This window comes from uncultured Pseudomonas sp. (genome assembly GCF_913777995.1).
GTDB lineage: Bacteria > Pseudomonadota > Gammaproteobacteria > Pseudomonadales > Pseudomonadaceae > Aquipseudomonas.
This window is the reverse complement of sequence record NZ_CAJYVE010000010.1, coordinates 61,742-75,044: the sequence shown is the minus strand read 5'-3', so window position 1 is coordinate 75,044 and position 13,303 is coordinate 61,742. Positions and strand designations below refer to the sequence as shown.

The following is a 13,303-nucleotide window of genomic DNA, read 5'->3' as shown; positions in this document are numbered from 1 at the left end:
GAACGCCGGGCCAGCCCCTCGGTCACAACCGATGAAGCCGCCCGTGGCCGGATGTCACGGGCTTCTCATCCATGTTGGACGGAGGTGCAGCACCATGGCTTACGATTGGGACCTTATCGAACGTCTGCTTCATGAAGTGCAGAACGGCGCAGGGCAATCCTTCGCGCCGCGTCAGTATGCCGAAGACCATGCCCAGGCCATGGCCGCGCAGGGCGAATCCGAAAGCAATGTCGACCACCTGAAGAAACAGGCCTCGGACCTCGAGGCCTTGCTGGTGGAGCGTGGCTATATCGAGCCACGGCCGCGTGAAGAGGGCGGCACCGGCGCCAATTTCATCCTCACCCCCCGCGGCTCCAGTCTGTTGGCAATGATCGACAGCAGCATCCCCGGTAATACCCACCCACGTCAGGTGCTGGACGAACAGGCCGATGGCCTGGATCCGGCGACCTTCGACAGCATCGCCGCCAAACCCCAGGTGGCCGGGCCGGTCTGGTAGACCGATCGCTTCGCCGCAAACGCCTCATTTGAGTTGAGGGAGCGAGCTTGCTCGCGAAGGGCCTTCACACCGCGCAGAGCCTTTTCGCGAACAAGCTCGCTCGCTATAACCGGCCTGCGAAGGAACACGCGTTTCAACGGATGACGCGACTCAATTGGCGGCGGTCTTCAGGCAATTCAGGTCGGCGAAGTCACTGCGCATGTCGGCAATACGCTTGAGCAGGCGCTGGCGTTGCGCCGGGGTGCTCATGGCGTAGATGTCCACGAACAGGCTGATCGCCGCCTGCTCGGTACGCGCATAGGCTTCCCGGTAATCCGCTGTCCAGAATGTCTGGCGGTCCTGCAGCAGTGCGCTGATACGCGGTGCGAAGTCTGGCTGGTCGCGATGGCGCACCGCGTCGAGGAAGCGGCTTTGCCAGTTGGCGCGGTTCGCCAGCCAGGCCTGGTTCTGCTCACCCAGCGAAGCCGACCACTGTTGCACGCGGGCTTTCTGCGCAGCACTGAGCGATCCCAGCCAGGGCGACAGGCGTTTCTGCATGCGCTCGGCGCGTTCGGCGATCTGCTCGTTCAGGGGCTGGTCCAGGTATTCCTTCTGCCGCTTGCGCTGATCCCGTTCGAAGGCTTCCTGCATCTCCTGCACCTGGCGGTCGTCGAGGCGTCCGAGCAACTCCACCGCCGAAGGGGTGACCTGTCGGGCAATGCGAGCAATGGCCTGTTCCGCCTCGCGGGTGCGGGCCTGCAGCCCGGCAGCGGTGACCTGGTCGTCGCGCACCATCTGCTCCAGGCCGTCGAGCCAGGTCAGGTAACCCGGCAGCTCGGTGCTGCAATGCCATTGCAGATGCTGTTTGAGGCGTTCGTCGAGCCAGCTTTTCTGCTCGCCCTTGACCTTGAGGTAGTCGCTCAGCGACCAGGGGATGATCACGTCCAGGTTGCGGTACGCCAGGCTCATCTGGGTACAACCGCTCAACAGACCGACAACCATCAACAACGAAATGAAGACTTTCGGCAGGTAACCCATAAGCACTCCTTGCGCAGGCAAAGCAGTAGAGGCTACTCGGACGGAGCAGTTCAATGCAGTCGTACAGCGCAGGTGTGAGTGTAGGGCTTGTGCTTGTATGGCGTCAGAAGAGCGCTCGCACTGCCTTGATGGTCAGGGTCTGTTCGCAGCGGGGATTATGCCCGCTGTACAGGTTGCAGCTGTCGCCCGACAGGCTGGAATCGCTGTAGATGAGGTTCATGTCGATGCCCAGCCAGGGTCTGGAGAGTTTCAGCGACCAGTCGTTGAAACCGCCGATCATGCTGCCGTCGTCGGCGCTCTGCAGGGTATCGAAACGGTGCGTGGCGTATTGCATGCGCACGTTCATGCCCAGTTGCTCGATGCTGCCCAGGTCGACGAACAGGGTGCTGTTGGTGGTGCCGGTGTCGTTGCTGAAGGCCGCACCCAGGCGGCTGTCGAGGATGCGCAACCCGGCATACAGTTCGTTGCTGGCGACCTGCGCGGTGTTCGGGTAGCTGTAGCGGATCACGCCGACTTCATAGCCGAGGGTCTGGTCGAACGGCTTCTTGAAGCCCAGGTAGGAGTCCAGCTCGGCGGTGGTGTCCGGAGCCAGGCCGAGGTTGGGCGACCACTGGCCGAAATACACACCGCTCTCGTGGGTCAGGTCGAGGCCACCGTGAAAGGAGCCTGCACCATTGGAGGGCGTTACCAACCCCTGGGCCATGCTGCGCGTCGGCGTGGTGCCGAGCTTCAGGGCAAAGTCGCCCAGGCTTCGCTCCATGACTTGAGCGCAAACCGATTGGCTGATCAGGGCGGCACCGAGCAACGGCACCAGAAAACGGAACATGGGCATGGCGCACTCCAGGTAGTGGGCGAGGAGTGTGGGAATCAGGGTTTGGGGTGCTAAACAGCTGCTTGAGGTCACGCAAGGCGCGTGCCAGAGCCTTCGCAAGGATACCGATGAAAATCCGCAACGTATGACCGTTCGTCGATCCGCAGGCAAATGGCCGACCGGCACCGGCCTGTGGCGACGCAGTGGGCCTGCACCGGTTAGAATGCGCGCCACGCAATTCAGAGTGATCGGCACATGGCTTTAATCGGGCGCTTCAACAGCTTGCAGATCGTCAAGCACACCAGTTTCGGGTTGTACCTGGACGGTGGTGCGGACGGTGAGATTCTTTTGCCCAACCGCTATATCCCCAAAGACGTTCCCACCGAAGTGGATGACTGGCTGAACGTGTTCATCTACCTCGACAGCGACGACAAGCTGATCGCTACCACCCTCAAGCCGAAGATCCAGGTTGGCGGTTTCGCCAGTCTCAAGGCGGTGCAGGTCAACAATATCGGCGTGTTCCTCGACTGGGGCCTGCCCAAGGACCTGCTGCTACCGTTCTCGGAAGAAAAGCGCCAGATGCAGGCCGGTGACTACTGCGTGGTGCATGCTTATCTGGACAAGCACACCCGGCGCATCACCGCGACCTCGCGGCTGGACCGTTATCTGGACAAGACCCCGGCGCGCTACAGTGCGGGCCAGGCCGTCGACCTGCTGGTGGTCGAGCGCACCGACATGGGCTTCAAGGCGATCATCGAGAACAGCCACTGGGGCCTGATCCACAAGAACGAAGTGTTCAAGTTCCTGCGCCCCGGCATGCGCGAGAAGGGCTACATCAAGGAAGTTCGCGCTGACGGCAAGATCAGCCTCAGCCTGCAACCGGTGGGCGCTGAAGCGGCCGAAGGTCTGGCCGGGCAGATTCTCGCCCGCCTGCGTGACAACGGTGGCGTACTGGCGGTGAGTGACAAGAGCGAGCCGCAGGTCATCAGCGACCTGTTCGGGGTCAGCAAGGGCAATTTCAAGAAGGCCATCGGCGGCCTGTACAAGCAGGGCGCAATCGTCATCCATGCCGATCGCATCGAACTGGCCTCAGGCCAGTAAGGCATCGATCGCTTCGGTCAGGCGTTGCAGGGGCTGGGTGCCACTGAGCACTCGTGCCTCACAGAGCGGCTGGTCGACCCGGCGCAACAGCATCACCGGTACGGCGCGCAAGCCCAGGTCGTTGGCCATCGCCTCATCGCGCATCACCTCCGGCCGCTGATCGCCTTCGCGCAGGCTTTGCTCCAGTGCGCCGCGCGGCAGGCCCACCGCTTCGGCGGTGGCGACCAGCACGGCGCTCTGGCCGATGTCCTGACCCTCTTCGAAGAACGCCCGGAACAAGGCGCGGTGCAGCTCGCTGAAATGGCCGTGGCCACGGGCAAAGTGCGCCGCTTCCTGGGCCAGGCGGCTGCGCGGCTGGATGGTCGGCATGCGCATTGGCAAACGGCGCCGGTCGGCCATGGGCAGCACCGCGCGGCTCCAGGTCATGCGCAGGTAATCGGCGTTCGGGTCGGGCAGGCTCAGTGGCTCGGGGCGCAGTTCGAAAGCGTGCCAGTGCCAGTCGATGGACGCGCCGTAGCGGTTCTGCAGTTCTTCGAGCAGAGGCAGTTGCAGATAGCAGAAAGGGCAGACGTAGTCGCTCCATACGTCTGCCCTGAGGGTCGGTTCCATGCCGGTGTTCATTCCCAAGACTCCATGACAGTTACAGCAGTGACTGTACGGTCTCGGTAAAAGGTCCGCTGATTGCCAGTCGTGAGGCCTGAACGGTTGTCGAGGGGGCTGTGAGGCGCGTGGGGCTTGGCGCTGCCGGCCACGCTCGCAGCCTGCATCAGGCCTGGAGAAACACCGCAAAGCCCAGCTGGCTGCCCTTGGGGCGCAGGTCCTGGAGTAACGAGTCGCGGTCGGCGGATAGCTCCAGGCTGATGCTCGCCTTGCGCTTGCCGGCGTTGCGCACCTCCATCTCGCTGATGTGCGCGCGCAGGAAGTTGGTCGGCACCTTGAGATGCTGCAGTTGCTCCGGCTCAGCGGTGTACAGCAGCAGGTTCAGCCACTCGGTGCTTTTGAGCTGGCTCACCGGCAGGTCGAACCACCAGATGTTGCGCTTGCGGTCCAGAATCGCGAAGTGGCTGTTGTCGGCGGTCAATGCCGTGCCGCCGAGTTGCTGGTTACGGCGGTCGATGGCCTGCTTTTTGTCGAGTTTCATGAATGGGTCCGTGCACGTGCTGGGCCGCGCATTGTCGCACAAACCCCGTTCAGGACGCGGCGACGAACGGAAAAACCACTGGGGAAAATAATTGAAACTCCTGCGCGATGCCCTCGGTCCATCGAAATGTCGGGGTTATCACGACATCCTTCAGCAACGGGGCCCAGAGGCCCGGGAGAGTCTTCATGAGCAGTACCAGCGATAAAGTCAAAGGCATGGTCAATGAAGCGGTAGGGAACGTCAAACAGGGCGTCGGCAAGGCGACCGATAACGACAAGCTGCGCGCCGAAGGCAAGGCCCAGGAAATCAAGGGGCGCGGCGAGCAGGCCCGTGGCAAGGCCAAGGATGCGATCAAGAAAGGCGTCGACAAGGCCTGATTGCCTTGCCTCTGGCCGCCCGCTGCGGCTGACGCGCATTCGCTATCCAGCCGGCTGTGGTGCTTGCCGCCCACAGCCGGCTTTTTCTTGCCTGACGCCGGTCGAACCCCCGTCGGGGTTGCCGGTCTATTGCACAGCATCGGTTGAATACTGTCAGACTGATACGACGCCTGTTTGCACAGCGATGTGCCGTGTTCCTCCCTGAAAGGGTATGGCCGCAAAAGGAGACGCCATGTTTTTTCCCCACCTGCGTGGTCTGCCACCGGGCAAGGTGCTGGTGCGCACTGTCACCGAGTTCGTCAACGACGAGATGTCGACCTATGCCTCGGCGCTGGCGTACCAGGCACTGTTTTCGCTGTTTCCCTTCCTGCTGTTTCTCATCGCCCTGATCGGTTTCCTGCATCTGCCGGATTTCTTCACCTGGCTGCGCCTGCAGTCGGAGCTGGTGCTGCCGCCCCAGGCGCTGGAGCAGGTCAATCCGGTCATCGACCAGTTGCAGCAATCCAAGGGCGGCCTGCTCTCGGTGGGTATCGTCATCGCGCTATGGACCGCTTCGGCGGGCGTGCGGCTGATGATGAGCGCCATGAACGCGGCCTATGACGTGGTCGAAGGGCGACCGATCTGGAAGCGCCTGCCGCTGTCGATTCTCTACACCGTCGGCATTGCCGTGATGCTGCTGGCCGCTGCAGGGCTGATGGTCACCGGTCCGCAGGTGATGAACTGGTTCGCCGCGCATCTGGGCATCGAGGACTTCATCGTCACCCTGTGGACCCTGCTGCGCTGGCCGCTGATCATCATCCTGATGATGGTCGTGGTGGCGGTGGTCTATTACGTGATGCCCGACGTCAAGCAGGAGTTTCGTTTCATCACCCCCGGCTCGGTGCTGGCGGTGGTGGTGTGGATCATCGCCTCGCTGGGCTTCAGCTTTTACCTGAAGACCTTCGCCGACTACAACGCCATGTACGGCAGCATCGGGGCAATCATCGTGTTGCTGCTGTATTTCTACATCTCGGCGGCGGTGCTGCTGCTGGGGGCGGAAATGAATGCAGTGATCGAGCACATGTCGCAGGAAGGCAAGGACAGCGGCGAGAAAGTGCCTGGCGATGGCGGCGTGGAGGCGTGCGGCGACGATGAGCCTGGCGTAGGGGGCGCGCACGCCGCGCCGCGTACCTGATGGATTGCGCCGTCAGCTGTGGCAGCATGGCGGCTCATACCATTGCGAAAAAGGGACTGCGATGATCCGCGAGATTCTCAAGATGGGCGACCCGCGCCTGCTGCGCATCGCTCAGCCGGTGCCGGAAAGCCTGTTCGCCAGCCGTGAGCTGCAAGCCCTGATCGACGACATGTTCGACACCATGCACAGCGTCGGTGGGGTCGGCCTGGCGGCACCGCAGATCGGCGTCGACCTGCAACTGGTGATTTTTGGCTTCGAGCGCAGCGCGCGCTATCCGCAGGCCGAGGCGGTGCCGCGCACCATTCTGCTCAACCCTGTGATCACGCCGCTGGAGCCGACCCTGGAAGCCGGCTGGGAAGGTTGCCTGTCGGTGCCGGGCCTGCGTGGCCAGGTGCAGCGTTACCGACACATCCGCTACGAGGGCTTCGACCCTTCCGGCGAGGCGATCCAGCGGACTGCCGAAGGCTTCCACGCGCGGGTGGTGCAGCATGAGTGCGACCACCTGATCGGCCGCCTGTACCCCTCGCGAATCACCGATTTCAGCCAGTTCGGCTTTACCGAAGTGTTGTTTCCCGAGCTTGATCCACAGGCGGATGACTGACCCGCAACATGGCCAGCAGCGCCTTGTGTTGCTGGTAGCGCGCCAGGCGTTCGCGGAGCCTGGCCGGTAGCTCGGGCGCCAGCGTGAAGCCCCGCCGTGCGTAGAACGCCGTCAGCGAAGGATGGCAGAACAGCCACAGTGGGCCGGGTTGTCCAGCCTGGGCACCATCGATCAGGCACCCGGCCACGCCTTGGCCTTGCCAGGCGGGGGCCACGAACAGGCCGGTCAGCCAGTGGCCGTGGTCGACTGGGGTCAGGCACAGCGCGCCAATGATCTGCGCCTGGCGCGCCACCCAGGCCTGGCCGCCGGCCGGCAGGCGCATCGGCGAACGGTGGCTGCGGTAGAACTTGTCCAGCAGCGGTCGTGACGCGTCGGGCAGGCGTTCGATGGAAATTTCGGGCATGGGCGCGTGGGCAAAAGCAGGCATGATAGCGGCAGGCTCGCTGATCATCACCCCGGAATCTGCTCATGCCCGCATCTGCCGACTTCACCCCCTTGCCCACCGAACGCCTCTTGCTGCGTGGCTTCGAGGCCGATGACCTGGCCGAACTGGCCGCGCTGCTCGCCGATCCCCAGGTCATGCGCTACTCGGTGCGTGGCGTGATGAGCACAGCGGCCAGCGCCGAATTTCTTGACCACTGTCGCAACACCCTGCAAAGCCAGGGCTGGGGGCCGCTGGCGGTGATCGAGCGCCGCAGCGGCTGCCTGGCCGGGTTCTGTGGAGTGAGTAGCGAATGCTTCGAGGGTGTGGATGAAGTCATGCTGGGTTATCGCTTCGCTCCGGGGTTCTGGGGGCGTGGCCTGGCCAGCGAGGCGGTTGCTGCCGTGCTCGAACGGCTGTTCGTCGGGTCGGGGCCGGAGTCGGTGCTGGCCGTGGTGCAGCCGGAGAACCTGGCGTCGCTGCGGGTGCTGCACAAGAACGGTTTCACCGGGTTCGTGAATGCGCGCTATCACGGCCTCGGCGTGCGGGTCTATCGCCTGCGTCGGGCCGACTGGCCGGGCAGGCGTTGCTGATAACGGCATATCGGGACTGGATACGACCTTTTACATGTCACTTCCGGACTTTTGCTGCTAGGTTCAGAGATCGGCCAGGGCCTATCGGCCTTGATTGTTCCGAGCGTCTCCAGGCGCATCACAGCGGTGGGAGCCTTTTCGCGGCCGAAGCCGCTCCTCAAGACCCACAGCGACCCACGCAGACCCAAACCACAGGGAGGGGCGATGAAAGACAGCAAAGCCATGCCCCTGTCGGGCCTGCTTGCCGGCCTGGCGATATCGCTGGGGCTGGCGACCAGCGGTGTGCGTGCCGATGAAACCGACGACACGGCGCTGGCCTTCGTTCAGCAGCGCCACCTGGGCGAGGGCCTGGGCTGGCTCAGCTATCAGCTGGCTTCACGTACTGCGGTGTTCGCCAGCCTGGTCGACACCCTGGGCAAGCCCCGTGCGCAAGCCCTGGTGCAAGGCGAGTTGCAGCGCCTGCAGCCGTTGTATCAGGGGCAATGGGAGCAGAACCTGGCCAGCGCCTATGCGCACTCGTTTTCCGCCGAGGAGCTGCGCCAGCTCAACGAAGGGCAGGGCGACGCGACGCTCAGAAGCCGCCTGAAAGCGCGCAACAACGAAGTCAGCCAGGAAATGAAGGCGCGCTCGTCCGACCTGCTCAGCGAGTTCGTCAACCGCGCTCTGCAAAACGCGCAGAACAGCCTGACGCCCTGAGCCATTCAGACCCGCACCGCCACCCCGAACAACGCCACGCTGCTCAACTGCCCGTTCTGCTCGGTGAGGCACAGCGGCGCGGTGCCGCCCGGCATGCGTACCTGAACCTCGCCTGCACTGACCAGACCCGCCGCCCAGGCCGCGCAGGCGACTGCGCTGGCGCTGGTGCCGGATGATGCCGTAGGTCCTTCGCCGCGCTCGAACACCCTGGCCTCCAGCACGCCCGGAGCCAGCTTGCAGGCCCACTGCAGGTTGATACCGGCCGGGCAGGGATCGCCGCGGCCCTGTGCACCCGCGGCAAAGGCGATGCGAGTCAGCGCGGTGCCCAGCGCGGTTTCATGCAGGGCGGCGAATTCCGGCAGCTGGCTGGCGTCCGCCAGCAAGGTCACGCAATGCGGATTGCCGACGCGCACGAACAGGCTGTGGACCCAGGCTGCGTTGACTGCCGCCAGCGGCGCTACACGCTGCACCGGCCTGTCGTTGAACTGGCCTGGCGCGATGGATTCGGCGCGAGCGGCCACGGCGTCAGGACCGAAGCACGGGGCGCCCAGGCCCAGCCAGAAGCCCTGCACACCGTCGTGTGTACCTGGCCGGATGTCGGTCTGCACGGGTGAGGGTATGCCGCTGTGATGAACTTGCACACTGAACGCCTGGCTATCGGCCAGGCCGCTGTCGGTCAGGGCCTGGGCAAAGATGGTCAGGCCGTTGCCGCTGCGTTCGGCCAGGGTGCCGTCGGTGTTGACGATCAGCAGTTCGAAGGGCGCCTGCGTCTGGAACGGCCCCACCAGCAGGCCATCGCTACGGTGCGCCTTGGCCCCTTCCGGGCGCGTGCCGGTGGGCCAGTCACAGATCGCGGCGATGGCCTGGGGTGTCCAATGCCGAGCGTCGCGGGCTGCGGTATCGGGGCGTTCGGGAACGGGCACGCCCAGGGCGCGCAGGGCCTGGGGGGTGACCACTGCGTAGCGGTTGCCACGGGCATCGTAGATTCGGGTCATGGTGGGGGTACTGAATGGTGGGCTTGACGCATTCTGCACGCTTGCGCAGGTGAAGGGTGGTAATCTCAACGCAATATCACGGTCGGACGCGTGGTCCGCGAGAAGCCGCCCTGTCAAGGAATCCAGGCATGCAGCTGCAACAGCGCAATAACGTGACGGTAATGGGCCACGGCCCGATCACCCTGATCTTCGGCCACGGCTTTGGTTGCGACCAGCGCATGTGGCGCTTCGTGGCGCCTGGTTTCGCTGACCGCTACCGCGTCGTGCTGTACGACCTGGTCGGCAGCGGAGGTTCCGACCTGCATGCCTACTACCGGCACAAGTATGAAAGGCTCGAAGGCTACGCGGCGGACCTGCTGGAAATCATCGAGCAGTTCGCCGAGGGGCCGGTGGTGCTGATCGGCCATTCGGTGAGCGCGATGATCGGTGTACTGGCCGACCGCATGCGCCCTGGCGTGGTGGCCGCCCATGTGATGGTCGGACCTTCACCACGCTATCTCGACGACGAAGGCTATGTCGGCGGTTTCACCCGCGCTGACATCGATTCGCTGCTCGATACCCTGGAAAGCAACTACCTGGGCTGGTCCAGCACCATGGCTCCGTCGATCATGGGCGCCCCCGACAGGCCCGAGCTGGGAGAGGAACTGACCAGCAGCTTCTGCCGTACCGACCCGGCCATCGCCCGGCATTTCGCCGGCGTGACCTTCCTCTCCGACAACCGCAAGGAGGTACAGGGCCTGACCACGCCGAGCCTCATCCTGCAGTGCAGCGATGACCTCATCGCGCCGGTCGAGGTCGGTGACTACCTGCACGCAGCCATGCCCGGCAGCGTATTGTGCCTGGTCGAGAACATCGGCCATTGTCCGCACATGAGCGCACCGGACGCCTGTGCCGAGGCCATTGAGCGTTTCCTCGACGCCGGCCTGGGTCGCCCTCATGCCGCCTGATGAATTGCCAGACGCCGAAACCTGGCTGGACGAAGCACCCTGCGGGATGCTGCTGACCACCAGCAACGGTCGCATCGAGCGGGTCAACCAGACCTTCTGCAACTGGCTGGGGCGCGAGCGCGAGACCTTGCTGGGCCAGCGCTTCCAGAACCTGCTGAGCATGGGTGGCAAGATCTTCTGCCAGACCCACTGGTATCCGCTGCTGCAGATGCGTGGCTCGGTGTCGGAGATCAAACTGGAGCTTATCCATGCCGATGGCCGGCACCTGCCGATGATGCTCAACGCACTGCGTCGCGAAGGGGCCGCTGGCTCCTACCATCAGCTGGCGCTGTTCATGGCCGAAGAACGCAACCTCTACGAACGCGAACTGCTGGCAGCGCGCAAGCTGGCCGAAGAACTGCTGCAGCAGCAGTTGGCCGCGCAAAAGGAACTCAACTCGGCGCAGAACCGCCTGCGTCTGGCGCATGCCGAGGCGCAGATTCGCGCGACCTTCGCCGAGCAGATGATCGGTATCGTCAGCCACGACCTGCGCAACCCACTGACAGCCATCAAGATGGCCTCGGGCCTGCTCGATCGGGTGGTGGAAGATGAACGGCACAAGCGTGTGGCAGGGCACATTACCCATGCGGTAGACCGAGCCAGCCGATTGATCGCCGACCTGCTGGACTTCACCCAAGCCCGCGTGGGCCAGGGGCTTTCGGTCAATCAGCAAGCCATCGACCTGCACACGGTGATCGGGCGTTGTGTCGAAGAGCTGCGCTTGGCGTTTCCAGAGCGGCGCCTGGTGCACCTTCGTGAGGGTGAAGGACGATGCAACGCGGATGCCGACCGCCTGTTCCAGGTGGTCAGTAACCTGGTGGGCAATGCCATCAGCTATGGCGACCCTGACAGTGACGTTACCGTGACCTCGGGGTTCGGCAGCAAAGGCAGCCGCGTGACGGTGCACAACCATGGCGAGCCGATTCCGCTCGAACGCCAGGATGAACTGTTCGAACCCCTGGTGCGTGGCACCGCCAATGAACACAGCCGTAGCGTCGGCCTGGGGCTGTTCATCGTGCGCGAGATCGCGCGTGCCCACTTTGGCGAGATCAGTGTGCAATCGAATGCCGAACAGGGAACGACCTTCACCGTGCGCCTGCCCAAGGTGTTCTGAAGCGCGTCCCTGCCTGCTGACCAGTCTTGTTACAAAACCCTGACTACAGGTTTCTTGCCAGTGTGGGGAGGCTGGCCGAACCTGTTCGGGCATTTGTTTTCAAACGCCTGAGCCCTTCACATTCCGCAGGCAGGACAACCATGAAGCCTTTTGTGCGATACCTCGCCCTGGCGTTGCTGCTGGCCGGCCCCTCATGGAGCGTGGCGCAGCCCGTAAGCGGCAGTGGCGCCGACGCCGGCAACCCCTACAACAGCCCGATCAAGCGCGCCAACCCCAATAGCCGTCAGGGCACGCAGTCGATCACGCCCTCGCCCCCTGGTGTCAACACCGCGCCCACTGTACGCCCGCCGACCCTGGAAAATGGCGGAATCCGCAATGGCTACCCGACCCGTCAGCAGGCGCCGGTGCCACCCCCTGATACGCCGCGCTTCAACCCGCCGGATCGTGGCACGCCTACCCGATGATCTTACGAATGGATAAGGAATCGCCCATGTTGAGAAAGACCCTGATCGCCACCTGCTGCGCCTCCCTGCTGGCCGGCTTGCCATTTACCGTGTCGGCGGCCGAGACGGCGCGTTACAAGAGTGAACTGGGTTCGGTGACGGTCACCCCGCTGGCCGAGGGCCTGGACCACCCCTGGGCCTTGGCCTTCCTGCCGGAAAAGCAGGGCATCCTGGTCACCGAACGCTCCGGCGACCTGTTGCTGCTGAGCCCTGACGGCAAGCAGCGCAAGGCGCTCTCCGGAGTGCCGCAGGTGTGGGCCAAGGGGCAGGGCGGCCTGCTCGACGTCGCCCTTTCACCGGACTTCGCCAATGACCGCATGGTCTACCTGGCGTACGCCGAGGGGGATGGCAAGACCGCCGCCGAGGGCGATCATGCCGGTACGGCTGTGGGGCGCGGGCGGTTGTCCAAGGACCTCACGCAGTTGGAAGACTTCAACGTGATCTTCCGCCAGCAGCCCAAGCTTTCGGTAGGCAACCACTTCGGTGCACGCCTGGTGTTCGATCGCCAGGGCTACCTGTTCGTCACCCTGGGCGAAAACAACGACCGGCCCACCGCTCAGGATCTGGACAAGTTGCAGGGCAAGGTGGTGCGCATCTTCCCCGACGGCCAGGTACCCACTGACAACCCCTTCGTCGACCGCAAGGGCGTAGCGCCGGAAATCTGGAGCTTCGGCCACCGCAACCCGCAGGGCGCCGCGCTCAACCCCTGGAGCGGCACCTTGTGGCTGGATGAACACGGACCCAAGGGCGGTGATGAAATCAACATCGTCGAGCGGGCGCAGAACTTCGGCTGGCCACTGGCAACCCATGGCATCAACTACTCCGGGCTGAAGATTCCCGAAGCGCAGGGCAAGGAAGTCGAAGGTACGGTGAAGCCCTTCCATGTCTGGGAAGTTTCGCCCGGCGTCAGCGGCATGGCGTTCTACAGCGACGGGCGCTTCAAGGCCTGGGATCACAACCTGTTCATCGGCGCGCTGGCCACCGAAGAGCTGATTCGCCTGCAGTTCGAAGGCGACCGCATCGTGCACGAAGAGCGCCTGCTCAAGGAGCGCAAGGAGCGCATTCGTGATGTGCGCCAGGGGCCTGACGGTTATCTGTATCTGCTGACCGACGACGACAAGGGCAAGCTGCTCAAGGTTGGCCTGGAATAACGCTGCACTCATTCAGACGCCGCTTGAGCGGCCAGCGTGCGACACATGCAAAAGGCCAGGGCCGCCACGCTTGACGCGCTGGCGGCCCTGGCCTTTTTCAGCAGAAGTTCTAGGTTTTGTACGAAA

17 protein-coding genes are annotated in these 13,303 nt (G+C 63.9%); 11 read left to right on the top strand and 6 right to left on the bottom strand.

Going from position 1 to position 13,303, the window contains the following annotated elements:
* Positions 1-94: 94 nt before the first annotated feature.
* Positions 95-496 carry a transcriptional regulator gene (locus QZ497_RS03085; protein WP_295470931.1) on the top strand — a complete coding sequence of 134 codons (402 nt, stop codon included), beginning with the start codon at positions 95-97 and terminating at the stop codon, positions 494-496.
* A 150-nt stretch (positions 497-646) separates the two neighbouring features.
* Here the strand turns inward: QZ497_RS03085 and QZ497_RS03080 are convergent, their stop codons facing one another.
* Both QZ497_RS03080 and QZ497_RS03075 read right to left on the bottom strand, forming a co-directional pair.
* Positions 647-1,513 carry a DUF6279 family lipoprotein gene (locus QZ497_RS03080; RefSeq protein ID WP_295470929.1) on the bottom strand — a complete coding sequence of 289 codons (867 nt, stop codon included), beginning with the start codon at positions 1,511-1,513 and terminating at the stop codon, positions 647-649.
* Between the two features lie 103 nt (positions 1,514-1,616).
* Positions 1,617-2,339, bottom strand: coding sequence for a TorF family putative porin (locus QZ497_RS03075; protein WP_295471561.1), 723 nt, complete (start codon positions 2,337-2,339; stop codon positions 1,617-1,619).
* Positions 2,340-2,579: 240 nt separating this feature from the next.
* Between QZ497_RS03075 and QZ497_RS03070 the strand changes: the two genes are divergently transcribed.
* The gene (locus QZ497_RS03070; protein ID WP_295470928.1) at positions 2,580-3,425 is read left to right on the top strand and encodes a S1-like domain-containing RNA-binding protein; all 846 of its coding nucleotides are present in this window, start codon (positions 2,580-2,582) and stop codon (positions 3,423-3,425) included.
* On the opposite strand, the gene QZ497_RS03065 is transcribed toward QZ497_RS03070, so the two are convergent.
* Together QZ497_RS03065 and QZ497_RS03060 are read right to left on the bottom strand one after the other, a co-directional pair.
* Positions 3,414-4,046 carry a DsbA family protein gene (locus QZ497_RS03065; RefSeq protein WP_295470926.1) on the bottom strand — a complete coding sequence of 211 codons (633 nt, stop codon included), beginning with the start codon at positions 4,044-4,046 and terminating at the stop codon, positions 3,414-3,416. The genes QZ497_RS03070 and QZ497_RS03065 overlap by 12 nt on opposite strands.
* A gap of 145 nt (positions 4,047-4,191) precedes the next feature.
* Positions 4,192-4,566, bottom strand: coding sequence for a hypothetical protein (locus QZ497_RS03060; protein ID WP_295470925.1), 375 nt, complete (start codon positions 4,564-4,566; stop codon positions 4,192-4,194).
* Positions 4,567-4,751: 185 nt separating this feature from the next.
* On the opposite strand from QZ497_RS03060, the gene QZ497_RS03055 reads away from it, so the two are divergent.
* From QZ497_RS03055 to def, 3 genes are all read left to right on the top strand, one after another.
* The gene (locus tag QZ497_RS03055) at positions 4,752-4,943 is read left to right on the top strand and encodes a CsbD family protein (RefSeq protein WP_295470922.1); all 192 of its coding nucleotides are present in this window, start codon (positions 4,752-4,754) and stop codon (positions 4,941-4,943) included.
* A gap of 232 nt (positions 4,944-5,175) precedes the next feature.
* Positions 5,176-6,117: a YihY/virulence factor BrkB family protein gene (locus tag QZ497_RS03050; protein ID WP_295470920.1), complete on the top strand. Its 942-nt coding sequence runs from the start codon at positions 5,176-5,178 to the stop codon at positions 6,115-6,117.
* Between the two features lie 61 nt (positions 6,118-6,178).
* Complete coding sequence (gene def / locus QZ497_RS03045) at positions 6,179-6,718, top strand: peptide deformylase (RefSeq protein ID WP_295470919.1); 540 nt, start codon at positions 6,179-6,181, stop codon at positions 6,716-6,718.
* Here def and QZ497_RS03040 read toward each other — a convergent pair.
* A complete protein-coding gene (locus QZ497_RS03040) occupies positions 6,672-7,121 on the bottom strand; it encodes a GNAT family N-acetyltransferase (RefSeq protein ID WP_295471560.1) in 450 nt (149 codons plus the stop codon). The genes def and QZ497_RS03040 overlap by 47 nt on opposite strands.
* Before the next feature lie 65 nt (positions 7,122-7,186).
* Here QZ497_RS03040 and QZ497_RS03035 point away from each other — a divergent pair, with 65 nt between their 5' ends.
* Together QZ497_RS03035 and QZ497_RS03030 are read left to right on the top strand one after the other, a co-directional pair.
* The gene (locus tag QZ497_RS03035; RefSeq protein WP_295470917.1) at positions 7,187-7,732 is read left to right on the top strand and encodes a GNAT family N-acetyltransferase; all 546 of its coding nucleotides are present in this window, start codon (positions 7,187-7,189) and stop codon (positions 7,730-7,732) included.
* Between the two features lie 222 nt (positions 7,733-7,954).
* Positions 7,955-8,428, top strand: a complete 474-nt coding sequence (locus QZ497_RS03030) for a hypothetical protein (protein ID WP_295471559.1) — start codon at positions 7,955-7,957, stop codon at positions 8,426-8,428.
* Positions 8,429-8,433: 5 nt separating this feature from the next.
* On the opposite strand, the gene QZ497_RS03025 is transcribed toward QZ497_RS03030, so the two are convergent.
* Positions 8,434-9,423 (bottom strand): diaminopimelate epimerase, encoded by a 990-nt coding sequence (locus tag QZ497_RS03025; protein WP_295470916.1) that lies wholly within the window; start codon positions 9,421-9,423, stop codon positions 8,434-8,436.
* 128 nt (positions 9,424-9,551) lie between these two features.
* On the opposite strand from QZ497_RS03025, the gene QZ497_RS03020 reads away from it, so the two are divergent.
* The 4 genes from QZ497_RS03020 (at position 9,552) to QZ497_RS03005 (ending at position 13,177) form a co-directional block, all read left to right on the top strand.
* Positions 9,552-10,370, top strand: coding sequence for an alpha/beta hydrolase (locus tag QZ497_RS03020; RefSeq protein WP_295470914.1), 819 nt, complete (start codon positions 9,552-9,554; stop codon positions 10,368-10,370).
* Positions 10,360-11,523 carry a PAS domain-containing sensor histidine kinase gene (locus QZ497_RS03015; protein ID WP_295470912.1) on the top strand — a complete coding sequence of 388 codons (1,164 nt, stop codon included), beginning with the start codon at positions 10,360-10,362 and terminating at the stop codon, positions 11,521-11,523. The genes QZ497_RS03020 and QZ497_RS03015 overlap by 11 nt, the downstream gene beginning before the upstream one ends.
* A gap of 140 nt (positions 11,524-11,663) precedes the next feature.
* Entirely contained in the window at positions 11,664-11,987 is a 324-nt protein-coding gene (locus tag QZ497_RS03010) for a hypothetical protein (protein ID WP_295470910.1), read from the top strand.
* 26 nt (positions 11,988-12,013) lie between these two features.
* Complete coding sequence (locus QZ497_RS03005) at positions 12,014-13,177, top strand: PQQ-dependent sugar dehydrogenase (RefSeq protein WP_295470909.1); 1,164 nt, start codon at positions 12,014-12,016, stop codon at positions 13,175-13,177.
* Positions 13,178-13,303 lie beyond the last annotated feature (126 nt).